Source organism: Gordonia alkanivorans, assembly GCF_004011905.1.
GTDB classification, from domain to species: Bacteria; Actinomycetota; Actinomycetes; order Mycobacteriales; family Mycobacteriaceae; genus Gordonia; species Gordonia alkanivorans.
This window is the reverse complement of the sequence record NZ_CP027114.1, coordinates 1,581,081-1,606,107: the sequence shown is the minus strand read 5'-3', so window position 1 is coordinate 1,606,107 and position 25,027 is coordinate 1,581,081. Positions and strand designations below refer to the sequence as shown.

Genomic DNA, 25,027 nt, shown 5'->3' with positions numbered 1-25,027 from the left:
GATGGAACGATGACGGTCACCGGCCGGGACACCACGCACATGGTCATCTCCACCGTGTGTGCCGGCCGTGACCGTGAGATCGACGTCCTGAGCGCACGACTCGCCGCGTCAACGGGCGCGGATTTCCTTGCAGTGACCGGCGATCCGGGTATCGGCAGGTCGACGCTCCTCGGTCGGATCGTCGACCTCCACCGCCGAACCGCGGGTGACGCGCACACACTTGTCGCGCAGGTGTCCCCGTGGCAGTCGCAGTCGCCGGGATCGCTGATCCGACAGCTCGTCCAGGCCACGGCCCGCACCACGCCTGAATCACCCGGCGAACTCACAGATCTTCTTCTCGCGGCGATCCCGGATTCCGACGGAGACACGACGCTCATCGCCGTCGACGACGCCGACTCCGCGGACGAGGAGTCGGTGCAGGCGTTGGTCGCGCTCACCCGTGAGCACCGGTCCCGGCGCATCCTGGTCGTCGTCACGACCGGCCGGCCGGGCACCCGGCTGGCGGGAACGACATTCGACGAACTCAGGCTCGACGGGGTCGGCCCGGACGCGACGTCGGAGATCGCCGCCCAGCGCGGCATCGTGCTGCATCCGGTGATGCGCGACGCACTGACCGCCCACACCGCCGGCAATCCGCGTGACATCGTCGCACTTCTCGACGAGGTGCCCACCGGAACATGGACGCGTAGTGGGAGTCGGCTCCCCGCGCCCCGCCGAGTCGTCGACGAGGTCCGTGCTGCTCTCCCCGACCCGGGCACACCCGCTCGCGACCTCATCGAAGCACTCGCCGTCCTCGATGCGAGCGAACCGCTCTCCACCGCAATCGAACTCGCCGCCATCGACGACCCGTTACGAGCGATCGACGATGCCCGCGAATCGACCCTCGTCACCTCCGACGGCGCCCTGACGCCAGCGGAGGCGCAGCCGCGGCTGACCACGCCTCTCGTTCGCGCCGCGGTTCTGGAGATCATGGGCATGCGCGCCGTCGGCGAAGCCCATCGTCGAGCCGCGGAGATCGTCTCCGACCCCGCACGCCGCCTCCACCATCGGGTCGCCGCGACGCCGACCCCGGACGCGAACCTCGCCGACGACCTCGCCGAACTCGCCCGGACGCGCGGGGCCGAGGGCGCCTGGGCGGAGGCCGCACGCCTCTACCGCCAGGCCGGACGTCTCACCCCGGACACACTCGAGCGCGACACCCGCATCACGCTCGCGGTCGATTCACTTCTCGCCGCCGGTGACTGTGTCGGGGCCGGGGCGCTGGTCCCGACCGTCGAGAGTCTCCGGGAGACCCCGCTGCGCAATGCGACCCTCGCCTACCTCGCCATCCTGCGCGGGCGTTCGTCGGAAGCGCAACTCCGGCTCGACCGTGCCTGGGGCATCGTCAACGCCGAACGCGAACCCGACACCGCGGCGCTCATCGCACAGCGGTACGTCCTGCACAACCTCGTGCGCTGCCAGGGCTCGGAGCTGGTGACCTGGGCCGATCGCGCCATGGAGATGGCCGGACAGGGGTCGGCCGCCCGCATCGAGGCAGCCGTCATCCGCGGGCTGGGCCTCGCCTGGTCAGGAAAACCGGAAGCGGCACGCGCGGAATATGATTCGATCGCCGAGCGAATCCGCTTCGGCGCTCAGGCACAGCGCGCCACGATGGGCAGGGGCTGGATGCAGCTCAGTCTCGACGAGATCGACGCCGCACGTACCAATCTCGAGGCCGCGGTGTCGATGGCCCAGCTCGGCGGCTCCACGCGGATCTCATTGTGGGCGTTGGCCTGGCTGGCCCGGGTCCAGTTCCTCACCGGGGACTGGGACGAGGCGATGCGCGGGGTCGACGCCGGTCTCGCTCTCGCGCGGAGCAGCGGCATCGAGCTCGTCACCCCGCTCCTCGACTGGACCGCGTGCCAGATCCACTCCTCGCGCGGGGACTGGGACTCCGCCGACCGACACATCGCGCACAGCTCCACCTCGATCGGCGACTACGAGATCATGCGCATTCCCGAGATCCTCGCCCGCGCCCACCGCGCCGAGGCGGCCGCCGAGTACGCCAAAGTGGTCCGGACGCTCACCCCTCTCGTCACGATGGCCGAAAACGTTCCCGCACTGTCGGAGCCGGGCCTCTGGCCGTGGGTGGACGTGCTCGCGAACGCCCAGGTCATCGAGGGACGTCTCGACGACGCGGATCGTCTGCTCCATCGGTACGAGACGCGCGCCGCCGAACGTGGCCACCGTTCGGCGGCGGCACGTCTGAAGTACGCACGCGGTCGGCACCTCGGCGCGACCGGCGACATCCACGCCGCACGACGCGCTTTCGAGGAGGGTCTCGAACTCCTCGACGGCCTCGGACTCCGCTACGACCAGGCGCGGGTCAACTTCGCCTACGGTCAGACGCTTCGGCGGGCCGGGAAGCGGCGCGCAGCCGACACGATCATCGGGACCGCGCGTGAGCTCTACCTGTCCCTCGGCGCGACGGCGTATGTCGAACGGTGCGACCGTGAGCTGAAGGCCGGCGGCCTGACCACGTCGCGCCCCGATCGGGACGGCACACCGAAGGACGCCGTCGAACTCACCCCACAGGAAGAGGCGGTGACCACGCTCGTGGCACGAGGACTCTCGAACCGCGAGGTGGCCGCCGAACTGTTCATCTCACCGAAGACGGTGCAGTACCACCTGACCCGGATCTACGCGAAGCTCGGGCTGCGGTCCCGCTCCGAGCTGGCGGCGTCACGACGCTGATCGACCAGCGGGGCGCCGGTCTTCTCGACGACCTCCTCGAAGTCGACGCCGGGCGCCAGTTCGACGACCTCGAAACCCGTTCCGGCGACATCGAACACGCCCAGATCGGTGATGACGCGACTGACCACGCTGCGACCGGTCAGGGGCAGGGCGCAGTGCTCGAGGAGCTTCGCCTCGCCCTTCTTGGTGACGTGTTCCATCAGGACGATCACCTTGCCGGCGCCGTTGACCAGGTCCATGGCGCCGCCGATGCCCTTCACGAGTGCGCCGGGCACCATCCAGTTGGCGAGGTCACCGTTCATCGCGACCTGCATCCCGCCGAGGACGGCCACGTCGACGTGCCCGCCGCGGATCATCGCGAAGCTGGTGGCCGAGTCGAAGTAGGACGCACCGGGCAGGACCGACACGGTCTGCTTGCCGGCGTTGATCAGGTCGGGGTCGACCTCGTCGTCGTAGGGGAAAGGACCGACGCCGAGGATGCCGTTCTCGGCGTGCAGGAAGATTCCCGAATCATCGGGCATGTGGTCGGGGATCAGGGTCGGCAGGCCGATCCCCAGGTTGACGTAGTCGCCGCGGGTGAGTTCCTTTGCCGCACGGGCGGCCATCTCGTTCCGGTTCCAGGTCATGGCGGTCTCCTATACGGTTGCGGCGGTCGGGCGCTCGCGGATGGTGCGCTTCTCGATTCCCTTGCGCAAGGCCTGTTCCGGGGTCAGTTCGAGAACGCGCTGGACGAAGATGCCGGGGAGATGGATCTCGTCGGGCCCGAGTTCGCCGACCTCCACGACCTTTTCCGCCTCGACGATCGTCGTGCGGCCCGACATCGCGGCCGGCGGATTGAAATTGCGTGCCGCGGCGTGGAATCTGCAGTTTCCGGCCCTGTCCACGACGGCGGCGCGCACCAGTGCATAGTCGGTGACGATCGCTTCCTCGAGCACCATCGGCTTGCCGTTGAAGGTGCGGACCTCCTTGGGCGGGGAGGCCTCGGCGACGGTGCCGTCGGCGTTGTAGCGCCACGGCAGTCCGCCCTCTTCGACGAGGGTGCCGACACCGGTGGGGGTGAAGAAGGCGCCGATTCCGCTGCCGCCGGCGCGCATCCGCTCGGCGAGGGTGCCCTGCGGGGTGAGTTCGACGGTGACCTCACCGGAGAGGAACTGGCGCCCGAACTCCTTGTTCTCGCCGATGTAGGAGGCGATCACCTTGTCGATACGGCGGTTCTCGAGAAGCAGACCGAGACCCGCGCCGTCGACACCGCAGTTGTTGGAGACGATGGTCAGATTCTTCGCGCCCTGCGCGAGGAGGGCGTCGATGAGAAAGCCGGGGATGCCGGCGAGGCCGAAACCGCCCACCGCGAGGCTTGCACCGTCGGGAATGTCGGCGACGGCATCGGCTGCCGAGGCGACCACTTTGTCGTAACTCATTGCTGCTCCAGGTGTTCGATCAGGGCGGGGTTGATGATGTCGGGCTGCTGGGCGTTCGCCAGGTGGGCGGCGTCGGGCACGACGAGGAGGCGGCCGTTCTGCACGTTGTCCGCGATCTCCTCGAGTTTGGCCGGCGGCGTCGCGGGGTCGTCGGCACCTGCGATCGCGAGCACCGGCGCGGTGATCGACGGCAGGTCGCCGCGGAGATCCATCTCGGCGATGACCTCGCAGCACGAGGCATACCCCTCGGCCGGGGTCGCGGCCACCATGTCCTCGTGGAACTTTCGTGAACTGCCGTAGGTACTCAGGTACTCGGGTGTGAACCACCGCTGCACAACGGATTCGGCGACGGCACCGGTTCCCTGGTCACGCACCATGGCGGCCCGGTCGAGCCAGGCCTCCCGCGGCGGGAGCTGAGCCCCGGTGCAGAACAACGACACCCGGTCGACCCGTTCGGGATTGCGCGCGGCGACCCGCATCATGGTCATGCCGCCGAGGGAGAGACCCACGAGATGCGCGCGCTCGATGTCGAGACGGTCGAGCAGGGCGATGACGTCGTCGGCTAGATCGTCGATCGTGTACGGCCCCTGCGGAACCGGGGACTCACCGTGACCGCGGGTGTCGTAGCGGACGACGCGGAACCGTGCCTTGAGGGCGGCCAGCTGCGCATCCCACATGCGATGCGTGGACCCGAGCGAGTTCGACAAGACCACCGCGGGACCGTCGGTGCGTCCGGAGACGACGGCGTGCACCTGCACCGGGGCGCTCATCGGGTCGCCTCGAAGATTGCGGCGAGGCCCTGTCCGCCACCGATGCACATGGTCTCGAGGACGTAGCGCGCCTCTCGACGGCGGGCCTCGTAGGCGGCGGTGGCGAGGATGCGGCCGCCGGTCGCGCCTATCGGATGGCCCAGGGAGATCCCGGAACCGTTGGGGTTCAGACGTTCGTCGCCGGCATCGATCTTCCATTCGTCGAGGCAGGCGAGGACCTGCGCGGCGAATGCCTCGTTGAGTTCGATCAGGTCGATCTCGTCGAGGGTGAGGTCGGCGCGGTTCAGTGCGGCCGCAGTGGCGCCGACCGGGCCGATGCCCATCGTCTCGGGCTCGCAGCCGGTCACGGCCCAGGAACGCAGGGCGAGAAGCGGTTCCAGTCCACGACGCCGTGCTTCGGCGAGGGTGGTCACCACGCACATGGCCGCGCCGTCGTTCTGTCCCGAGGCGTTGCCCGCGGTGACCGTGGACTCCGCATCGAGCTTGAGCCGGATGGGGCGCAGTTTGCCGAGGGATTCCGCGGTGGCGTCGGCACGCGGGTGCTCGTCACGGTCGACGACGGTGTCGGGCTCGCCGCGACGTCCGGGGATCGTGACCGGGACGAGTTCGTCTGAGAAGCGGCCCTCCTCGTGTGCGGTGACGGCCCGGTGGTGCGACCGCGCGGCGTACTCGTCCTGGTCGGCGCGGGAGATGCCGTACTTCGCGCGTAGATTCTCGGCGGTCTCGATCATGCCGCCGGGCACCGGATGCGACTCGCCGCCGGCGGTGAGACGTCCACGATCGAGGCGGTCCATCAGCTCGACGCCGCCCTGTTTGATCCCCGAGCGCAGACCGAGCGCGTAGTGCTCGACATTCGACATCGACTCGGCACCACCGGCGACCACGAGACGCGCACCGCCGGTCGCCACCGACGACGCAGCGGTCAGGATGGCCTGCAGGCCCGAGCCGCATCGACGGTCGATCTGCATGCCGGGGACACCGACGCCCAGACCGGCGTCGAGTGCGGCGATCCGGCCGAGGGCCGGCGACTCACCGCTCGCGTATCCCTGTCCGAGGATGACGTCGTCGATGTCGCCCTCACCGAGTCCGGTGCGCGATGCCAGTTCCTTCAGCAGGTCGGTGGCCAGACGGGTGACCGGCACGGAAGCGAGTGCCCCGCCCATGCGCCCGACGGGGGTGCGCAGGGGCGAACAGAGAACGATGTCGGTGTCCGCGGTAGTCGAAGAAGCCATGCACCCAGCCTAGGGACCTGCAGCTATATGGAGAAGTATCCATTTGGCCACCTTTGATATTTGTGAAGTATCAATCGGTAGGATGACTGCATGGAGCTGCGCCACCTGCGGTACTTCCGCGCGGTCGCCGAGGAGTTGCACTTCGGCCGCGCGGCCCAACGCCTGCACATCGCCCAGCCGCCGCTGTCCCAGCAGGTCAAACAGCTCGAGGACGAACTCGGCATCGCCCTGCTCGTCCGTTCCACACGGCGGGTCGAGCTGACCGCCGCCGGTGAGGACTACCTCCGGCAGGTCGAGGCCATCCTCGACTCCGTGGACGCCGCAGGTCGTCGAGCGCAGCGCATCGCCGACGGCCGTCAGGGCAACCTCGCGATCGGCTGCGTCGGGTCGGCGACCTACTCGCTGCTCCCCCGCTTCGTGCGCGCCCTGCGCGACGAGTTGCCCGACGTGGATGTCAGCGTCCGCGGTGAGATGCTGGCCCCCGAACAGCTAGCGGCACTGGAGTCGGGCGACATCGACCTGGCGCTGCTGCGCATGCCCGTCGAGACACGTGGCCTCCACGTCGAGTCGATCCGGAAGGACCGGCTGATCGTCGCGCTACCCGCGGACCATCCGCTCACCGCGACCCCCGAGGACCAGGCCGTGGAGATCGCGCAGCTCCGCGGCGAGGACTTCATCTCCCATGTGGGCGGCGGGCGGTCGGTGATCGCCGGGGTCCTGGCCGCCGCGTCGGAGCGCGCGGGTTTCGTGCCGCGTATCCGGCACGAGGTCGAGGAGACGTCGACGCTCGTGACGCTGGTCGCCGCCGGGCTCGGCGTGGCGATCGTGCCCGAGCCGACGTCCGCACTCGGCGTGGCGGGCGTGGTCTACCGGCCTCTGTCCGCACCCATCGATCACGTCGACCTGGCGGCCGCCTACGCGGCGGCGCGTCGGACCCCGCTCGTCGACCGGGCGGTGGCGGTGTTGCGCACGCTCTCCTGAACGCGGCAAACCCACCCTTTTTCCGTATTCCCGCCGTGCGCGACGCGGGTGGGAATACCGAAAAAGGGTGGGATTGCTGGTGTTTCAGGGATCAGCGGTGCGTGAAGTTCGGGTCCCGCTTCTCGACGAAGGCGGCCATGCCCTCGGTCTGGTCGTCGGTGGCGAAGGTCGAGTAGAAGAGGCCCCGCTCGGCGCGGACGCCCTCGGTCAGGCCCGACTCGAAGGCGCGGTTGACGGCTTCCTTGGCGAGGGCCGACGCGATGAGCGACTTGGAGGCGATGACCTCGGCGATCTCGATGGCCTTGGCGAGGGCTTCTTCCTTGGGGAAGACGCGCGACACGAGGCCCGCACGCTCGGCCTCGTCGACCTTCATGTTGCGGCCGGTGAGGATCATGTCCATCGCCTTGGCCTTGCCGACGGCGCGGGTGAGGCGCTGCGAGCCACCGATGCCTGGGATGACGCCGAGGTTGATCTCCGGCTGACCGAAGACGGCGTTGTCGCCGGCGATGATGAAGTCACAGAGCATGGCGAGTTCGCAGCCGCCGCCGAGGGCGTAGCCGGTGACCGCGGCGACGATCGGGGTGCGGGTGCGTGCCAGCTCGTCCCAGGCGCCGAAGAACTGCTGGTTCGCGACCTCGGCGTAGGTCTTGGTGGACATCTCCTTGATGTCCGCGCCGGCGGCGAACGCCTTCTCGGAACCGGTGATGACGATGGCACCGATGGCCTCGTCGACGTCGAATTCCTTGACGACGCCGACCACTTCGTTCATGAGCTCGGAGTTGAGGGCGTTGAGCGCCTTCGGGCGGTTGAGGGTGATGATGCCGACCCGGCCGCGGCGTTCGACGAGGATGGTCTGGTATTCGGTCACGTGTTTCCTTCTTCCGGTTGAGGTGGTCGGTCAGGCAGAGAACGTCAGGTCGTGCGGCAGCGGCGCGAAGAACGCGTCGACGTCCGCCTCCGAGAATTCTGCCCAACTCGGGTTGCGGTCCTTGTCGATGACCTGTGCGCGGATGCCCTCGGCCATGTCGGGATGCAGGAGGCACCGGAGGGAGACGCGGTATTCGCGGACCAGGGCGTCCTCGAGGGTCGCGTCGTTCGCGGCCTCGCGCAGCGACCGCAGCGTGACCGCGAGCGCAGTGGGGCTCTTGGCCGCGATGGTGTCGGCAGTCTTGGTCGCCGCCTCGGTACCGACCGCGTGGCAACGCTCGATGATCCCCGAGATGGTCTCGGCGGCAAAGGCTTCGGAGATCCACTCACGCTGGGCGGCGAGCTCGGACTCGGGAGCCTCGGTGGCGTACTCAGCGATCGCGGCGTCGACGCCGGAGGCCCCGATGGCCTCGATGAACGCGGGCAGCGACTCGGAGGGGACGAAGTGGTCGGCGAGCCCCATCGCGATCGCGTCGGCACCACGGAGGTGGGCCGCGGTGAGGCCGGCATACAGGCCGAGTCCGTCCGGAACACGCGAGAGCAGGTGCGTACCACCGACATCGGGGACGAAGCCGATGCCGACCTCGGGCATGGCCAGACGGGTCCGGTCGGTCACAATGCGCACGTTGCCGTGTGCGGAGACGCCGACACCGCCGCCCATCACGATGCCGTCCATGATCGCGACGTAACTCTTGGGGTAGCTCGAGATCGCCGCGTTCAAGCGGTACTCGTCGAACCAGAACCTCGCCGACGGCGAGTTCTCGGCGTCGATGTCGGTTGAGTCGGGATTGCCGCTGAGCGCCGAGGCGTCGCGGTGGATCGCGACGATGTCGCCGCCCGCGCACAGTCCGCGCTCGCCGGCGCCGTAGAGGACGACGGCCGCGACCGAGTCGTCACCGGCCCACCCGTCGAGCCGCTCCGCGATCTCGGTGGCCATCTCGTGGTCGATCGCGTTGATCGACTTCGGACGGTTGAGGATCAGCGACCGCGCCGACCCGTTCTCCTCCGTCAGGACAGACGGGACCAGCACTGATTGTTCCGACACGATCGAAACTCCTCTCCACACCGACAGGCCTCCACAGATGGTTGCATATCCTAGTAACAGAGGCCAGACCCCGGGTGTTCGGCGGTAGTGAGGTTAGGGTGGCCTCATGGGCTACTCGAGAGCACGCGTCCGCGGGGTCGACGACCTGACGCCCAACCTGCGACGTCTGACGTTCGACGTCGATGACCTGGCCGGCCTGGGACTGCCCGGCGTCGCCGACGAGGCGGTGGGTATCTACTTCCCTTTCGAGTCGCAGCGCTCGACGCCGGACATGGAGTGCCGGGACGGAGTCTGGGCCTACTACGAGACCGTTCCCGCGCCGGATGGGCGCAACTACTCGATCCGCGCCGCTGACCCGGTGGCGGGAACCGTCGTCGTCGATTTCGTCATCCACGCCGCAGGGCCGGCGACCACCTGGGCCCAGCGCACCGAACCCGGCCACGACGTCGTCATGACGCACGCCCGCAGCTGGTTCACTCCGCCGGTCCAGACCAGCCGACTCGTGCTGGCCGCCGACCTCGCCGGACTCCCCGCGCTCGCGCGGATCGTCGAAGAACTCCCGTCGACCGACGGCCTGACCGTGGTGGCCGAGGTGCCGTCGCCGACCGACCTCGCCTACCTACCCGACCGCGAGGTCGAGATGGTCACGCTGATCGGCGGCAACGGACGGACGCCGAGCCGGTTGGCCGAGGCAGTCGCAACCCTGGACCTCCCGGACACCGCCGGATACTGCTGGTTCGCCGGGGAGGCCTCGGAGTCACGAGCGGTCCGCAAGCACCTGCGCAGCGAGCTGCGGTGGGGTCGGGAGTCCTACGACGTGATCGGCTACTGGCGACAGGACAGCGAACGCTGGACCCGACGCTATTCCGAACGCAGCACCGAACTGTTCGCGGTGTACCGGCAGGCACTCGCCGACGGCAAGACCGAGAAGGAGGCGTCCGAGGATTTCGACGAGGCGCTCGAGCGCGTGGGTCTCTAGTACTGCGCGACCTGCCCGTCCTTCGGTGCGCGGTACATCTTCCACAGCAGCTTGGGCATCCCGCGCACCGGCAGCGGCTTGGGCCAGTCCCGGGTACGCATCAGGGCCTCGGTCCCACCGTCGACGGTGATGACAGTGCCGGCCATGAAGTCTGCGGCCGGGGACAGCATGATCATCACCCACGCGGCGAGTTGCTCCGGGGTCCCGTATTCGCGCACGGGCACCGGGAACGACTTCACGCTCTTGGCCTGCGGGCTGTCGAGCTGCGACTGGAGCAGGGGTGTCATCACCGGGCCGGGTGCGATCACGTTGACCCGGATGCCCTCGCCCGCCCACTCCGGCTTGGTGCCCTGCCAACGGACCCACTGGGTGACCGCGACCTTCGACGCCGCGTACGCGACCGGCGCGGTGACACCGCGGCGCCGGAGGATCTGCCGGGTCGCGCCCGCGGTGTCGCCGTTGATGAGGCGCCGGACCGCACCGCGCGGCACCAGCGGGGTCACGGTCGTCGAATTAGAGCCGAAAACAACGACTTTCGCCTTGTCGGCCGCGGCGAGAGCGGGACGCCAGGCGGTCAGCAGGTCGGTGACGCCGAGGACGTTGACCTCGGTGATCATCCGCTCGCGCCCCTTACTCGGCCCCATACCGGCGGCGAGGACCGCACCGTCGAGCTTGCCGCCCGCCTTGGCGAGGACCTCGTCGGCAGCCGCGCGCCGACCGGCCGCGGTCGACAGGTCGGCGACGACATCTGCATCCCGCAGATCGACGCCGATCACCGTGTGCCCCTCCGCCCGGAGGGATTCGGCAACCGCCGCACCCATCCCCGACGCCGATCCGGTCACCGCGTACGTGCCGCCCCCACTGGTCATATCAGCCCTCTCCTGAATCTCTGTTCGCTCTTCTTGTCACGCCGGCCGGCACCGTGCCGGTCCTGCGTCCGTTCATAGGCGTCGTTGAATGCCCGCAATTCGTGGAGGAGCCCCTCCGGACTGCCCGGCCCGAGGTCGGCGAAGACCTGCTCGAGTCGCTGCGCCCGCAGCAATCCGTCACGTTTGAAGGCCTCGCGGCCCTCCTCGGTCGGGCGGATCAGCTTCGAGACCGAGTCCGCGACCTCGAAGCGCTCGAGGTAGCCGTGCTTGATCGCGGCATTCACCTGACGGTTGACCGTTGATTGTTCGAGTTCGAGTTCCTCGGTCAGTTCACGAAGCGTGCGCGGCCGGCCGTCGGACAGAACCCACAGGATGGCGAAGGCCGACTTCTCCAGTCCCACCGACGGATGGACGAGACTTCGGCGCCGGGACATGCGCAGCAATTCAGCCGCCAGGTCACGATGTACCGGCGATTGCCACGGCGTGTGGTCCTCGGGCATGACTCCTCCATCACATTCGACCAGGACAATCTACTGTCCGGTTTGCCTATGTACGTTACATATGTATGCTGCATACCTCGAAGGAGGTCTCAAAAATGAGCCACGTACAAGGTCAGGCGCCTGCCGACGACCAGGTCGCAGTCGCGGCCGACAAAGCACCCGCGGGCGCCATCGGCAGCGTCGTGGTGCTCTGCTTCGGCGGCCTCGTCGCCTCGCTGATGCAGACACTGATCATCCCGATCCAGCCGGATCTGCCACGTCTCCTCGGGACCTCGATCGGCAACGCTTCCTGGGTCATCACGGCCACCCTGCTCGCGGCAGCCGTCGCGATGCCCATCGCCGGCCGCCTCGGCGACATGTTCGGCAAGCAGCGCGTGCTGCTCGCCAGCGCCGTACTGCTCACGCTGGGTTCGCTGCTCTGCGCACTCGGCGACTCCCTGATCCCGCTGATCATCGGTCGCGGCGTCCAGGGTCTGGCCATGGGCTTCATCCCGGTCGGCATGAGCCTGATCCGTGAGATCACCCCGCCGCGCATCACGTCCATGGCCGTGGCCGCGATGTCGGCGACCCTCGGCGTCGGCGGCGCCATCGGCCTGCCGCTGTCGGCCTGGATCGTCGAGACCTGGGACTGGCACGCCCTCTTCTTCGTCGCCACCGGGCTCGGCGTGCTCATCGTGATCGCCGTCCTCGTCCTGGTCCCCCGCGTGAACAACTCCGCCGGCGGACGTCTCGACATCCCCGGCGCCATCGGCCTGGCCATAGGTCTTTCCGCCTTCCTCATCGCGGTGTCGAAGGCCAACGACTGGGGCTGGACCTCGGGCAGCACCCTCGGCCTGGGCATCGGCGGTATCGCCGTTCTCGTCGCCTGGGGATTCTTCGAACTCCGCCAGAAGGAACCGCTGGTCGATCTCCGCACCTCGGCCCGCCCCGCCGTGCTGCTGACGAACATCGCGGCGGCCGCCATCGGCTTCGGCATGATGGCGCAGTCGATCATCCTGCCGATGCTCTTCCGTCTGCCCGAGGCGACCGGATACGGCCTGGGACAGTCGATCCTGGCCGCAGGTCTGTGGATGGCCCCCGGCGGTCTGATGATGATGTTCTTCGCCCCGCTGTCGGGTCTGCTGATCAACCGGATCGGCGCCAAGTTCACCCTCGCCATCGGCGCGAGCATCCTCGGCATCGGCTACATCTTCGCCTTCTTCCTCATGGACGCGGCGTGGAAGCTGATGCTGGCCTCGATCATCTGCGCCATCGGCGTGGGCATCGGCTACGCGGCCATGCCGACCCTGATCATGGGTTCGGTGCCGCCCACCGAGGCCGGCGCGGCCGTCGGGCTGAACGGCTTGATGCGCTCGCTGGGCACCACCGTCGCCTCCGCCGTCATGGCCCTCATCCTCGCCAGCGCAACCATCTCGCTGGGTGGCACCGAGGTTCCCGACGAGTCGACATTCACCTGGTGCTTCCTGATCGCGGCCGCCGCAGCCTTCATCGGCGTGGCGATCACCCTGCTGATCCCCACCAGGGGCAAGGCCTCGGGCCTCGTCGAGGAGCAGCCGTTGCGTGCCGGGCACTGACCCTCCCCACCGCGCGAAGTGGCCCGGCAGTCGACGAGAACTGCCGGGCCGCTTCGTGTTTCGGACATTTCCTCAGAGTCCGCTACGGCGCAGCGTCACCCGATACGTGTAGTGCTCGGGGAGGAAGTAGCTCACCGCGAGTTCGACGGCCCGCCCCCGCGAGTCGGTGTAGAGCCGGTCGACGCGCAGCACGGCGTGCCCCTCCGGACAACCGAGACGCCGAGCGGTGTCAGCGTCTGCGGTGGTGGCCGTGATCGACTGCGCGCACTCCTCGATCGGATACTGCAGGTGGGGTTCGAGCAGGCCGATCATCGTGTGATCGCTTGTCGCCCCGGACTTCACCTCGGGCGCGTCGATCACCAGCCGGGCCACCGACTCGGGCCACGACACGGTGGTGACCACGAACGGCACACCGTCGTGGAATCGCTGGAACACGATCCGGTAGACAACATCGGTATCGAGTCGCAGGCGCCCGGCCGCTTCGAGATCGACTCGACGCGAGGGTGATTCGAGGACCTGCATCTCGGTGTCGGTCGAGAGGTTCATCAGATCGTCGATCGAACCGAGCTGCCGTAGATACTGACCGGCGTTCTCGGTCGCGAAGGTCCCTCGACCGGGCACGCGGTAGACCGAACCCTCGGTGACCAGTTCGAGGAAGGCCCGGCGCACCGTCTGCCTGCTCAGCCCGTACTCCTGCGACAGCTCGGACTCGGTGGGCAGCCGGACGCCGCCCTTGTAGCGCCCCTGCGCGATGTGCGAGCGCAGTTCGGCGGCCAGCACCTTGTACGCCGGCTCGGACTGCCCGACCTCGCTCATCCCACTCCCCTGTTCGAGTACCGCTTCCGCTGACGAGACGACGCCGTCAGATACCGCCCCGTGCCACGAGCTGCGCGGCGATCACGTTGCGCTGGATCTCGTTGGTGCCCTCGCCGACGATCATCAGCGGTGCGTCGCGGAAGTACCGTTCGACGTCGAACTCGGTGGAGTAACCGTAGCCGCCGTGGATGCGAACGGCGTTGAGGGCGATCTCCATCGCGACCTCGGAGGCGTACAGCTTGGCCATACCGGCCTCCATGTCGCAGCGTTCGCCCTTGTCGTACTGGTCGGCCGCGTGCCAGGTGAGCTGGCGGGCCGCGGTCAGCTTGGTCGCCATGTCGGCGAGGTAGTTGCCGATCGACTGGTGTTTCCAGATCGGCTGGCCGAAGGATTCGCGCTGCTGTGCGTAGGCCAGCGAGTCCTCGAGAGCGGCCGTCGCCACACCCAGTGCGCGACAGGCGACCTGGATGCGGCCGGTCTCCAACCCCTTCATCATCTGTCCGAAACCCTTGCCGGGCACGGTGCCGAGGATCGCCGACTTGGGTGCGCGGTACCCGTCGAAGGAGAGTTCACAACTCTCCACGCCCTTGTAGCCCAGCTTGGGCAGGTCGCGTGAGACCGTCAGTCCGGGACCGTGTTCGACGAGGACGATCGAGATGCCCTTATGCCGCGGCTGTGCCGCCGGATCGGTCTTGCACAGCAGGGCGATGAGCCCGGAGCGTCGCGCGTTGCTGATCCAGGTCTTCGCGCCACTGATGACCAGCTCGTCGCCGTCCTCCTTGGCCACGGTCGACATCGCCTGCAGGTCGGAACCACCGCCGGGCTCGGTCAGCGCCATCGTCGCCCGCATCTCGCCCGTGGCCATCCGCGGCAGGTAGTTCTGCTTCTGCTCCTCGGTGCCGAACAGCGTCAGCAGCTTGGCGACAACGGTGTGACCGCCCATCGCACCCGCGAGGCTCATCCAGCCCCGGGCGAGTTCCTGGGTCACCCGCGCATAGCAGGGCATCGACACCGGCGAGCCGCCGTACTCCTCGGGCACGGCCAGGCCGTAGATCCCGATCTGCTTCATCTGCTCGATCCACTTCTCGGGGTACTCATTGGCGTGCTCGACGTCCTGCACGGTCGGCTTGACCTCGCGGTCGACGAAGGACCGAACGGTCTCGACGAGGAAGGATTCTTCGGCTGACAGCGTGCTCATGGCGGGGCTCACCTGTGATCTTCGTGGTCCGGTTGATTTGTACGGCCATTTTGTCTATCGGCCGTACCTATGTCAACCTTTCCAACAGACATCCAGGTCTGCTACAACCGTGACGGCACACTTTGGCCGCACATTTGATACCCGACAGCCGGGTTGTCACGATCATTTGGGAGCAATGGTGCAGAGAAGACGAGGCGTTCTGGTGGCTCCGGCCTCCGACGACCGCAAGGCACGCAAGGCGCTGGCCTCCATCGCCGACGAGGTGGTCCTCGACCTCGAGGACGCGGTCACCCCGGCCAACAAGGACTCGGCCCGTGCGGCCGCTGCTGAACTCGTTGCCGAGTTCGGTGGCGATCGGGCGGTCTCGCTGCGCATCAACGCCATCGACACCCCGTGGGCCGCGGAGGACCTGTCCGCGTGCGCGCAGATGCCGAACCTGACCTCGGTGGTGCTCCCCAAGGCCGACACCCCGAACGATCTGATGGAGGCCGACAAGCAGCTCGGCGATTCGGCTGTCCGCCTCCAGGCCCTGCTCGAGACCCCGCGCGGGATTCGCGATGCGGGAGCGATCTGCGCCGCAACCGACCGCCTCGACGCCGTCCTGATCGGTTACGCCGATCTCGGCGCAGCGCTCGGCCGCGCCTCGGGCCTGCCGATGAAGACCTGGCACATCGTGCAGGACTCGGTCTTGCTCGCCGCCCGCGCGGCCGGCGTCGACGTGGTCGACGGCCCCCACCTGACCATCGCCGACGACGACACCTTCCGCGACGCCAAGCGTTGGGTTCGCGACCTCGGCTTCGACGGCACCTGGGTGATCCACCCGGCCCAGTTGGCAAGTGCCATCGAGATCTTCACCCCGGACGCGGACGCCATCGAGGATGCGCGACGCGTGCTCGAGGCGCTGGAGAAGGCTGCGGCCGCGGGTGCCGGCGCCGCCGAACTCGACGGCCGGATGCTCGACGAGGCCCTCGCGGTCTCCGCTCGTCGCGTCCTCGCGAAGGGAGCGGTCGATGAATGAGCCGATCGCGGTCGGCGGACCCTACTTCGACGAACTGACCCACGGACAGGTCTTCGATGACGCACCGTCGCTGACGCTCACCTCCGGTCTCGCCGCCTCCCATCAGGCGATTCTCGGTGACCGACTGAGGCTCTCGCTGGACGCACATCTGGCGGGCCGCGTCCTGGGCGAGGGCACACTCGCACATCCCGGACTCGTCACCGACGTCGCGATCGGGCAGTCGACGCTGGCCACCCACCATGTCAAGGCCAACCTGTTCTACCGCGGGCTGCGTTTTCTCAGTTACCCGAAGATCGGCGACACGCTCACCACCGTCACCGAGGTCGTCGGGCTGCGGGAGAACAAATCCAAGCCCGGCCGTGCCCCGACCGGGCTGGCAGCGCTGCACATGGTCACCACCGATCAGAACAGCGCGACGGTCCTCGACTTCTACCGCTGCGCGATGCTGCCGCTGTCCCCGGACGCCGACCCCGGCCGCACCGTACACGCCGACGATCTGAGCACCGTCGGGCCCGGCGACGATGCCGAACCGGCACTGCCCGGTTGGGATCTCGCCACCTTCCGGTCCTCGGTGGGCGGGCAGCACTTCTCCCCCGATCTGACCGGACGCGTCTACCGCTCGAGCGCCGATGTGGTTTCCAGCGCACCGGAACTCGCGCGTCTGTCGCTGAACATCGCGGCCACCCACCATGATGAGCGCGTCGCGGGCAAGGCGGCCGGCGGACGGCTCGTCTACGGCGGTCACACCATCGGTCTCGCTCTGTCGCAGGTCAATCGGGCCCTGCCGAACCTCGTCACCGTGGTGGCGTGGGACTCGTGCGATCACACGGGACCCGTTCGTGAGGGCGACACCCTCAGCTCGGAGATCCACGTCGAGGAGGCGACCCCGCTCGCCGGGGGCGGCGGACTCCTGCGGCTCCGGTCGAAGGTCGTCGCCCACGGCGACCGTGACGACCCGGCAGGGGCGGACCGCGAGGTCCTCGACTGGCGCTACCACGTCCTGATGGCCTGACCTGAACACCCGATCCCGGAGGATCTTTCGCTCATGAGCACCACTCCCCGCCCGCTCGAGGGACTTCGCATCGTGGAGGTGTCGAGCTTCGTGGCGTCACCGCTGTGTGGTCTGACGCTGTCCCAGCTCGGCGCCGAGGTGATCCGCGTCGACCCCATCGGCGGCGCCGCCGACACCAACCGCTGGCCGGTCACCGCCGACGGCAACTCCATCTACTGGACCGGCCTCAACCGCGGCAAGAGGTCGGTGACCGCGAACTTCCGGGAGCCCGAGGGACAGAAGCTGATCCAGGATCTCGTCACCGAGAGCGGTCCCGGTGGCGGAATCCTCGTCACGAACGCCGGCGGCCGTGCGTGGATGAGTCACGAGACCCTGTCCGCCAAACGATCCGACGTCATCTCCCTCGAACTCCTCGGACGCACCGATGGCACCCCCGGCGTCGACTACACCGTCAATGCGGCACTGGGCTTCCCGGCGATCACCGGCCCCACCGACTACGCGGGCGTCGTCAATCATGCGCTGCCCGCATGGGATGTGGCCTGCGGCTTGTATGCAGCACTTGCGATCACGGCCGCGGTCCGACGCCGCGACCAGACCGGTGTCGGCGCCCAGATCACGCTGCCGCTGGAGGACACCGCCCTGGCGATCGCGGGAACGCTCGGCTACCTCACCGAACCGCAACTCGGCGTCGGCAGCCGGCCGGCGACCGGGAACGACGTCTACGGCACGTACGGAACGGATTTCGTCGCCGCCGACGGCGGTCGCTTCATGCTCGTCGCCCTCACGCCGCGCCACTTCCGGGATCTGGTCGCCATGACCGAGACCGGCGACGCGGTGGCCGCGATCGAGAAGGCACTCGGCGCTGACTTCACCAGCGAAGCCGACCGCTACACCCATCGCGGGATCCTCACGCCGCTGTTCGCCGCGTGGTTCGAACGCCACACCACCGCCGAGGTCGAGGAGGCCCTGGCGACGAGCGCGGTGCTGTCGGAGCGCTACCGCACCTTCGACGATGTCGTCGAATCCGGAGTGCTACAGCAGAATCCGCTGTTCACCGAGCTGGATCAACCGGGGATCGGCACGTACCTCGCTGCCGGCCTCCCGGCCCGGTTCGACGGTGAGCACTACTTCGCCGGACCCGCCCCGGAGCTGGGATCGTCGGCGGGATTCTGACGCCCCCAACAGACAGAGTGCGGGATCAGTGCCGTTTTCCGGCACTGATCCCGCACTGTGTTCAGGTCACCTGTGCGCGAGGTGGTCCGGCCGTGGTGCGGTGCCGCCGAACGGTTCCTGCAGGGCATTCGACTTCGCGTTGAACACGACGAAGAGGTTGCTCCGCGGGTACGGCGTGATGTTGCCGGCCGAGGCGTGCAGGCAGTTGGAGTCGAAGTAGAGCGCCGAACCCGCCGGTCCGGTGATCGTGTCGATCCCGAGCTCGTCGGCGAGCGCCGCGACATCCTCCTCTTCGGGTGTGCCGAACGGCGGGCGGTACGAGGTCAGCGATTCCCGGTGGTAGCCATCGGGTGTCGCTCCTACGCAGCTCACGAATCGGCGATGCGATCCGGGGATGATCATCAGCGAACCATTGGTGGAGAGGTTCGGGGTGAGAGCCAGCGAGACGCTGAGCGCTCGTGGCGCAGGCATCCCGTCCTCGGCGTGCCAGGTCTCGAAGTCGGAGTGCCAGTAGAAGGGCCCGCCGGCGAAGCCCGGCTTCAGGTTGATCCGGCTCTGGTGGATCGTCACCTCGTCGTCCAGGATCTGTTCTGCGACACCACGGATCGCATCGCGGTCACAGATCTCGGCGATCAGGTCGCTGAACTTGTGCACCGCGAACAGCGAACGTACGTCGCCGCTGGAGGATTCGCGGATCACCCGGTCATCCTCCCCGAGACGATCGGTGATGTCGGAGACCTCGCGGAGACACGCGTCGATGTCCGCGGCCGACAGGACCTTGTTCTCGGTGTGGTACCCGCGGTCGGCGTAGTGACGCAGTTCAGGCGCCGACAACGGTCCCGGGTTCCCCATGCTGCCCCACACGGTGTTGTGGGGGCGGGGTTCGATCTGGCTGCGGTGGACGAGACGGGTTCGGTACACGTCGACACCGCGGGCCGGGTTGTCACTCTTCGGGATCCCGGTCTTGGTGATCTGAGTGTTCTGGTTTGCTGTTTGAGTTGCCACGATCGAGTCGATCCTTTCCCTCATCCGGCAGGCCGCCCGGGAAAGACATCCGGGAGCAGGCAAGGTGATTGTGTTGTGCGCGAGTCCGCATCACAGGACGGCGGACCGCGAGACGGTACGGCCGCACGGGGCGCGCGATCAGCTGCACGCGCCTGATCAGGCCGTATGAGTGCACCTTGCCAGGGAAATGCGGTCCCCCGCAACCATGCTGGTATGCCGGTCGCGAAAGCCGTGGACGTGGCGTGGATCTCAGATGTGTTGAAGCACCACGGTCGCGATCGAGGAGGGTTTTCCCGACGAGTTGGCCGACACGACCCGCACCACGGACAGGCTTCGTCCGCGGTGCATCGTCTCGGAGGTGAACGTGGTGACATCGGCGGCGTTGCACGGACGTACGTATGTGATGTCGATACTGGTGGTACGCAACTGCCCGTTCGCCTCGACCGACGACATCGCGGCGAGTTCGGAAGCGCAGATGAGGATTCCGCCGTGCACGCTGCCCATGCCGTTGGCGGAGAGGATCGTCGGGGCCATCGTCAGCACGCCGGGAGCCGTGGGCACGAGTCCCAGTTGATCGCGAACCGGGCTCACCGGCGCGTCGAGAACCTCGGTGGTCGCATGCGCACCCGGAGTGGTCGGCGCGTCCACCAGATGGGAGCGCTGGATGATCGTCGCGATCGGGCGGCCGGACGGATCGGACACCCGGCCCGTGGTCATCGCGCCACGCTCGTCGCGGGCGACGAGTTCGCCGGTGACGTTCAGCGGTGTCCCGTCGAGCGGCGGGTCCGCGACGAAGTCCATCCGGATGCCGAGGGAGACCGGCCAGAGGCCGTCGGGGCTGCCGGCGTCGACGACGTATCCGGTCACGTCGTCGAGGGCGACGGCGAGCGATGCGCGGTTGACGCCGGCGGCGGGGTCGGCGAGCCACAGCCCGGTCTCGACGCGGGCCTCACCGCGTTCGGCGGACACGGAGTGGCCGCTGATCCGCAGCATGACCTCGGGTCCACCGATGTAGAAGACAGAGGATGTCGTCGGCATGGGACGAATTTACTCAGCGCCGGGAATTCGCGTACTCCAGGATCACGTCGACGGCCCGCGCGGCACTCTGGCAGGCGCCCTCCATCGTGGTGGTCCAGTCGGTCCTGGTCCAGTCTCCGGCGAGGGCGAGGCCGTCGACGGCGGTGCGCTGGTCGGGGCGGATTCCCGCGGTTCCGGGCCGCTGCGCGAACGTCGACTTCGGCATTCGTACGACGTGACTGTGGATCACCTGCGCGTCCGCGGCCTGCGGGTAGTACCTGCGCAGCATGTCCATCTGGATGTCGGTGATCTCGGCGTTGGTCTTGCCGATCAGGTCGTAGGACGCCGACACCGTCGTCGAGTAGAACCAGTTGTCCTTCGGTTCCCGTCCGTGCATGCGCTGGCGGTCCCAGACCTGCTCCAGCACTCCCTCACCGCCGTGGAGGATCTCGCCCCAGTCGGTCATGCCGATCGACCGGTCGAGGTAGAGGTTGACGCTCACGATCGGGACCGGGGTGAGGGTGTCGACGGCCTCATAGATCCGTTCATGGCCCGGGACCTGGTCGAGAAGTCCCTTCACACTCCACACGGGTACCGCACAGATGACCGCGTCGGCCGCGACCTTCTCGCCGTCTGCGAGCGTCACCCCGGTGACCGTGCCGTCGGTGACGTCGATGGAGGAGACCACCGCCCGATGCCGGACGTCGACGCCGGCGTCGGCGAACCGCTTCTCCGCGCCCGCGATGAACAGGGTGTCGAGGTCGACGGTGGGGAAGCCGATGGAGACCGGGGTTCGGGTCGCGATGGCGCGCCGGGCGCCGGTGACGAGCAGGTCGGCCGGGACCTTGGCCGACGAGATCTCGGTCTTGTCGCCGGTGAGGCCGATGACGATGCCGTCCCAGAGCGCGTCGCGAGCCGACTGCGGCATGCCGATGCGACGGAACCACTCGTCGGCGGTCACCTCGTCGAGCCATTCGGGTTGCCGGAACGCGTGCCGGATCAGCCGGGCCTGGGCGAGGGCGGTACGAAGTCGGTCGAGCCCGGTGACGCCGGGGAGGTCGCCGATCGCCGCTCGCAGGCCGGTCAGTCCGCCGAAAGCCGACCTCCGGGTGGCGCCGCCCCGCATCCGCATGGTCATGTGGCCGGGGAATTCGACATGTTCGCGTGTACCGACACTCTCGAGGTACCGCATGAGGTGCTCGTATCCGCTGGCAAAGACGTGCTGGCCGTTGTCGGGCACGTCGTCCACCGCGGCGAGCGGCATCGAGATGGTCCGACCACCGAGTGAACCGCGCCGCTCGAGCAGCGTCACCCGTTGCCCCGCCTCCGCGAGCCATACCGCCGACGCCAGACCGGCGAGTCCCCCACCAACGACCACGCAATGCATGCGCCACAGCGTAGCCGCCGGCGTTCACCGGCGTGAGATGATTATCCTTCTTCGTCTCAGGACGTCATCTTGACGTTCCTGGCCGCGCCGAGGGCTGCGACGGCCTGCGGCACCAGGGCAAGTGAGAGCACGGCCATCGCCACCGTCCACGAACCGGTCATGTCATGGATCAGGCCGATCAGGATCGGCCCGCCCGCGGCCGCAAGGTAGCCCACCGACTGCGCCATCCCGGACGCCTGACCGGTCTGCTCCGACCCCGAGCTGCGGAGGACCATGAAGAGCAGGGACAAGCTGATCGACGCACCGGGGCCGACCATCACGCATGCGGCCCAGAACCCGGCCCACACGTCGGTGGCGATCAGTCCGGCGAAGCCGATCGCGCAGACGGTGAGCACCACGAAGGTCACCACACGCTGGTCGTCGAACCGGCCGGCGACGATCGGCGCGACCAGCGACATGACCAGGGCGACCACCTGTGCGGACGCGACGACGGCACCCGCGCCCACCGGCGTCATCCCGTTCTCGTCGACCAGGTACTGCGGCAGCCACGCCACGAAGGTGTAGAAGATCAGCGACTGGGTCCCCATGAAGACGGTCACCGCCCACGCGATCGGATTCCGCAACAACGACGACGTCGGGGTCGCCGCGGTCACCCGGTGCACGTACGACAGCTGCGGGACCCACACGACCACCGCGACCAGCGTGAGAAGTCCCCAGGAAGCGAGCGCGAGACGCCAATCCCCGCCCAGCGCATCGTTGATCGGGACGCTCACCCCCGAGGCGACCGCTGCACCGCCGGAGAGCGTCATCGAGTAGAAGCCGGTCATCAACCCCGACCGATGCGCGAAGTCCCTCTTGATGAGTGCCGGCAGGACGACGTTGCATGTGCCGATGGCAGCGCCGATGACCGCAGACCCGAGGAACAGGGCGATCGACGACGGCACAAGGCGCACGACGATGCCGAGGATCAGCACGAGCAGGGCGCCGAAGATGACCCGTTCGATGCCGAACCGGTTCGCCAGCCGCGGCGCGACGGGGGCCGAGATGCCGAAGAACAGGACAGGCAGCGCGGTGAGCAGACCCGCCACCGCGCTGCTGAATCCGGCGTCGGCGGAGATGGTCCCGATCAGCGGCCCCACCGACACCACGGCGGGACGGAGGTTCGCCGCCACCAGCATCACGCCGACGGCGGTGATGATCACGCCGGCGGTGGTCCGTTCGTTCGTCTCGTGGGGGCGCGTCGTGCGCGACGAAATCACCTGGACCGCGCGATCGCGGCGGAACGGGGAACAGACGGAACCGACATCGTTACGCAACCTAACATTCGACCCGTCCCGGCGGTGGTGCGTGCACTCAACGACAACATCATGGGCAGTCAGGGGACACCGCGAACGACGATGTTCCTCGCGGTAGGCCAACTACAACGGGCCTTCCTCCCGTTCGAACCGCTCGCTGACGACGAACCTCCTCAGCCGGGGAGCGTTTCGCCACCGATCGGAGCCAGCACCTCACCCGTGTAATACGACGACAGCTGATCGGCCGCGAAGAAGACATACGACGGGGCTATCTCGTCGGGCTGTGCGGCGCGACCCATCGGCGCCTGGGTCCCGAAGTCCTTGACGGCGTCAGCCGGCATCGTCGCCGGGATCAGCGGGGTCCACACCGGTCCGGGCGCGACGCAGTTGACGCGAATCTTCCTCTCCATCAGCGACTGTGCGAGGGAATACGTCAACGCCAGGACCGCACCCTTGGTCGCCGAGTAGTCGATGAGGCTGTCGTTGCCGCGCAAGCCGTTGATCGACGAGGTGTTGATGATGACGCCGCCACCGGTCAGATGAGGCACGGCGGCGCGGGTGGTGTGGAAGAAGCTGTGGATGTTCACGTCGAACGTGCGATACCACTGTTCGGGGTCGACCTCCAGGAAGTCGTCGACCACCTGCTGGTAGGCGACGTTGTTCACCAGGACGTTCAGGCCGCCGAGTTCGGAAACGGTTCGCTCGACGACCTCGGCACAATGTCCCGGGTCACCCAGATCCCCGCGGTACGCCCGCGCCTTGCGTCCTTCGGCCTCGATGAGTTCGACAGTGTGCCGCGCATCCTCGTCCTCTTCGAGATAGGCGATCGCGACGTCGGCGCCCTCCTTGGCGAACGCGATGGCGGTCGCTCGGCCGATACCCGAGTCGCCACCGGTGATCAGCGCAGTCTTACCCGCGAGCAGATCACGGCCGCGGTACTCGGTCATCTCGTCGCGCGGACGATCGGGCATATCGCCGGTCTCACCCGGGTAGGGAATGGTCTTCGCTTTGTGCGGGGAGTTCTCCTGATCGGTCATGGTCGTCGGTTGCCCGCTGCGACGGAGTCGAAACCCTGGCTCCTCCACATCGCACACGTGAATCGGGTTCAGGGATTCCCGTCGGGGGTCTCCTGCTCGAGCTGACTGGCTACCAGCCGATCAGATCGCCGAAACCACGCCTCTGAACTGCCATTTCTCGAAGCAGGGCCACCTGGCCGCAGCACGACGCGGGTCGCTTCTCGCGTCCAGCGGATCCCAGGTAAGCTCATATTTCGCCCGAGACCGTCGGCGTGCTGTTTTCGCGTGCCTTCTATTGAAGTCCTAGGGGTGACCGTGCCAAAGATCGACAACATTTCTGCCGATGATTCCCGCATACGGCATGTCGGCAGCTTCCGGTTCCTCTTCGACACCGAGGAATGGTGGTGGTCCGACGAGGTTGCGGAGATGCACGGTTACGAGCCGGGCGAGGTCACCCCGACGACCGAACTGCTGGCCGGGCACAAACACCCCGACGACCGCCATGCGTTCGACGAGATGGTCGCGACGATGCTGAGCCGACGCACGCCGTTCTCCAGCCGCCACCGCATCATCGACCTCTCCGGCACGGTCCATCATGTCGCCGTGGTCTCACAGCAGATCATCGACGACAACGGCCAACCGATCGGCGCCGAGGGCTTCTACCTCGATCTGACCGGTTACGACGAAGAGACGGTCAAATTCCAGGTCGACGAGCACGTCGCGCGGTTCCGCGAGAACCAAGGTGTGATCGAGCAGGCCAAGGGCATGATCTCGATGGCCTACGGAGTCAGTCCTGAACGCGCCTTCGAGGTGATGCGCTGGCGGTCCCAGACTGCCAACGTCAAGGTCAACGAGCTGGCCAAGAACATCGTGTCGGGCGTGCACAGGTACGTGGTGCTACCCGATCCCGTGCGCCAATCCTTCGACCACCTGCTCCTGAACGCTCACCAGAACGAGAACTGAGTTCCGCGCGGCGCGTCGTGGTTTCACGACCCACCAACCGGGGTATCTGCACACGACGTGCCCATTTGCGGCAGTTCTGCGGCGTGTACGCCGCATCCA

General features: G+C 67.8%; 23 protein-coding genes. 8 read left to right on the top strand and 15 right to left on the bottom strand.

From position 1 onward, the window contains the following. Positions 1-9 precede the first annotated feature (9 nt). Positions 10-2,733: a helix-turn-helix transcriptional regulator gene (locus tag C5O27_RS07350; RefSeq protein WP_244216604.1), complete on the top strand. Its 2,724-nt coding sequence runs from the start codon at positions 10-12 to the stop codon at positions 2,731-2,733. Here the strand turns inward: C5O27_RS07350 and C5O27_RS07345 are convergent. Genes C5O27_RS07345 through C5O27_RS07330 form a run of 4 tightly spaced genes read right to left on the bottom strand, consistent with a single transcriptional unit; the run spans position 2,679 to position 6,153 of the window. Continuing rightward, the gene (locus C5O27_RS07345; RefSeq protein WP_127962326.1) at positions 2,679-3,359 is read right to left on the bottom strand and encodes a CoA transferase subunit B; all 681 of its coding nucleotides are present in this window, start codon (positions 3,357-3,359) and stop codon (positions 2,679-2,681) included. The genes C5O27_RS07350 and C5O27_RS07345 overlap by 55 nt on opposite strands. A 9-nt stretch (positions 3,360-3,368) precedes the next feature. Then, the gene (locus C5O27_RS07340) at positions 3,369-4,151 is read right to left on the bottom strand and encodes a CoA transferase subunit A (RefSeq protein ID WP_005198087.1); all 783 of its coding nucleotides are present in this window, start codon (positions 4,149-4,151) and stop codon (positions 3,369-3,371) included. Beyond that, positions 4,148-4,921 carry a 3-oxoadipate enol-lactonase gene (pcaD, locus tag C5O27_RS07335; RefSeq protein ID WP_127962325.1) on the bottom strand — a complete coding sequence of 258 codons (774 nt, stop codon included), beginning with the start codon at positions 4,919-4,921 and terminating at the stop codon, positions 4,148-4,150. Before pcaD ends, C5O27_RS07340 begins: the two co-directional genes overlap by 4 nt. Then, on the bottom strand, positions 4,918-6,153 hold the full coding sequence (locus C5O27_RS07330; RefSeq protein ID WP_127962324.1) for an acetyl-CoA C-acetyltransferase: 1,236 nt from the start codon (positions 6,151-6,153) through the stop codon (positions 4,918-4,920). Before C5O27_RS07330 ends, pcaD begins: the two co-directional genes overlap by 4 nt. Before the next feature lie 90 nt (positions 6,154-6,243). Between C5O27_RS07330 and C5O27_RS07325 the strand changes: the two genes are divergently transcribed. Next, positions 6,244-7,134, top strand: a complete 891-nt coding sequence (locus C5O27_RS07325) for a LysR substrate-binding domain-containing protein (RefSeq protein WP_127962323.1) — start codon at positions 6,244-6,246, stop codon at positions 7,132-7,134. A 91-nt stretch (positions 7,135-7,225) separates the two neighbouring features. Here C5O27_RS07325 and C5O27_RS07320 read toward each other — a convergent pair whose 3' ends face one another. Together C5O27_RS07320 and C5O27_RS07315 are read right to left on the bottom strand one after the other, a co-directional pair. Continuing rightward, complete coding sequence (locus tag C5O27_RS07320; RefSeq protein ID WP_006358146.1) at positions 7,226-8,002, bottom strand: enoyl-CoA hydratase; 777 nt, start codon at positions 8,000-8,002, stop codon at positions 7,226-7,228. A 30-nt stretch (positions 8,003-8,032) separates the two neighbouring features. Further along, complete coding sequence (locus tag C5O27_RS07315) at positions 8,033-9,106, bottom strand: enoyl-CoA hydratase/isomerase family protein (RefSeq protein WP_127962322.1); 1,074 nt, start codon at positions 9,104-9,106, stop codon at positions 8,033-8,035. Positions 9,107-9,212: 106 nt separating this feature from the next. Here C5O27_RS07315 and C5O27_RS07310 point away from each other — a divergent pair, with 106 nt between their 5' ends. Beyond that, positions 9,213-10,085, top strand: a complete 873-nt coding sequence (locus C5O27_RS07310; protein ID WP_127962321.1) for a siderophore-interacting protein — start codon at positions 9,213-9,215, stop codon at positions 10,083-10,085. Here C5O27_RS07310 and C5O27_RS07305 read toward each other — a convergent pair. Both C5O27_RS07305 and C5O27_RS07300 read right to left on the bottom strand, forming a co-directional pair. Beyond that, a complete protein-coding gene (locus C5O27_RS07305) occupies positions 10,082-10,954 on the bottom strand; it encodes an SDR family oxidoreductase (protein WP_006358158.1) in 873 nt (290 codons plus the stop codon). The genes C5O27_RS07310 and C5O27_RS07305 overlap by 4 nt on opposite strands. After that, positions 10,951-11,454, bottom strand: a complete 504-nt coding sequence (locus C5O27_RS07300) for a MarR family winged helix-turn-helix transcriptional regulator (RefSeq protein ID WP_006358159.1) — start codon at positions 11,452-11,454, stop codon at positions 10,951-10,953. Before C5O27_RS07300 ends, C5O27_RS07305 begins: the two co-directional genes overlap by 4 nt. A gap of 95 nt (positions 11,455-11,549) precedes the next feature. On the opposite strand from C5O27_RS07300, the gene C5O27_RS07295 reads away from it, so the two are divergent. Continuing rightward, positions 11,550-13,028 (top strand): MFS transporter, encoded by a 1,479-nt coding sequence (locus C5O27_RS07295; protein ID WP_127962320.1) that lies wholly within the window; start codon positions 11,550-11,552, stop codon positions 13,026-13,028. Between the two features lie 72 nt (positions 13,029-13,100). On the opposite strand, the gene C5O27_RS07290 is transcribed toward C5O27_RS07295, so the two are convergent. Together C5O27_RS07290 and C5O27_RS07285 are read right to left on the bottom strand one after the other, a co-directional pair. Next, the gene (locus tag C5O27_RS07290) at positions 13,101-13,844 is read right to left on the bottom strand and encodes a GntR family transcriptional regulator (protein ID WP_006358161.1); all 744 of its coding nucleotides are present in this window, start codon (positions 13,842-13,844) and stop codon (positions 13,101-13,103) included. Positions 13,845-13,890: 46 nt separating this feature from the next. Then, positions 13,891-15,042 (bottom strand): acyl-CoA dehydrogenase family protein, encoded by a 1,152-nt coding sequence (locus C5O27_RS07285; protein ID WP_042375229.1) that lies wholly within the window; start codon positions 15,040-15,042, stop codon positions 13,891-13,893. A gap of 202 nt (positions 15,043-15,244) precedes the next feature. On the opposite strand from C5O27_RS07285, the gene C5O27_RS07280 reads away from it, so the two are divergent. The 3 genes from C5O27_RS07280 to C5O27_RS07270 are packed head-to-tail and all read left to right on the top strand — an operon-like array spanning position 15,245 to position 18,245. Beyond that, positions 15,245-16,060 (top strand): HpcH/HpaI aldolase/citrate lyase family protein, encoded by an 816-nt coding sequence (locus tag C5O27_RS07280; protein WP_127962319.1) that lies wholly within the window; start codon positions 15,245-15,247, stop codon positions 16,058-16,060. Then, positions 16,053-17,072 (top strand): MaoC family dehydratase, encoded by a 1,020-nt coding sequence (locus C5O27_RS07275; protein ID WP_127962318.1) that lies wholly within the window; start codon positions 16,053-16,055, stop codon positions 17,070-17,072. Before C5O27_RS07280 ends, C5O27_RS07275 begins: the two co-directional genes overlap by 8 nt. A gap of 33 nt (positions 17,073-17,105) precedes the next feature. Beyond that, positions 17,106-18,245 carry a CoA transferase gene (locus C5O27_RS07270; RefSeq protein WP_035752822.1) on the top strand — a complete coding sequence of 380 codons (1,140 nt, stop codon included), beginning with the start codon at positions 17,106-17,108 and terminating at the stop codon, positions 18,243-18,245. Positions 18,246-18,311: 66 nt separating this feature from the next. Here the strand turns inward: C5O27_RS07270 and C5O27_RS07265 are convergent, their stop codons facing one another. From C5O27_RS07265 to C5O27_RS07240, 5 genes are all read right to left on the bottom strand, one after another. Beyond that, positions 18,312-19,250 carry a phytanoyl-CoA dioxygenase family protein gene (locus tag C5O27_RS07265; protein WP_127962317.1) on the bottom strand — a complete coding sequence of 313 codons (939 nt, stop codon included), beginning with the start codon at positions 19,248-19,250 and terminating at the stop codon, positions 18,312-18,314. Positions 19,251-19,499: 249 nt separating this feature from the next. Beyond that, positions 19,500-20,288 (bottom strand): acyl-CoA thioesterase domain-containing protein, encoded by a 789-nt coding sequence (locus C5O27_RS07260; RefSeq protein WP_127962316.1) that lies wholly within the window; start codon positions 20,286-20,288, stop codon positions 19,500-19,502. A 13-nt stretch (positions 20,289-20,301) separates the two neighbouring features. Then, complete coding sequence (locus C5O27_RS07255; RefSeq protein WP_127962315.1) at positions 20,302-21,654, bottom strand: hydroxysqualene dehydroxylase; 1,353 nt, start codon at positions 21,652-21,654, stop codon at positions 20,302-20,304. A gap of 56 nt (positions 21,655-21,710) precedes the next feature. After that, on the bottom strand, positions 21,711-22,856 hold the full coding sequence (locus C5O27_RS07250; RefSeq protein WP_208651450.1) for a CynX/NimT family MFS transporter: 1,146 nt from the start codon (positions 22,854-22,856) through the stop codon (positions 21,711-21,713). Between the two features lie 266 nt (positions 22,857-23,122). Continuing rightward, on the bottom strand, positions 23,123-23,986 hold the full coding sequence (locus C5O27_RS07240; protein WP_127962313.1) for an SDR family oxidoreductase: 864 nt from the start codon (positions 23,984-23,986) through the stop codon (positions 23,123-23,125). A 294-nt stretch (positions 23,987-24,280) separates the two neighbouring features. Here C5O27_RS07240 and C5O27_RS07235 point away from each other — a divergent pair, with 294 nt between their 5' ends. Beyond that, a complete protein-coding gene (locus C5O27_RS07235; protein ID WP_006358171.1) occupies positions 24,281-24,928 on the top strand; it encodes a PAS and ANTAR domain-containing protein in 648 nt (215 codons plus the stop codon). The last annotated feature ends 99 nt before the right edge of the window (positions 24,929-25,027 follow it).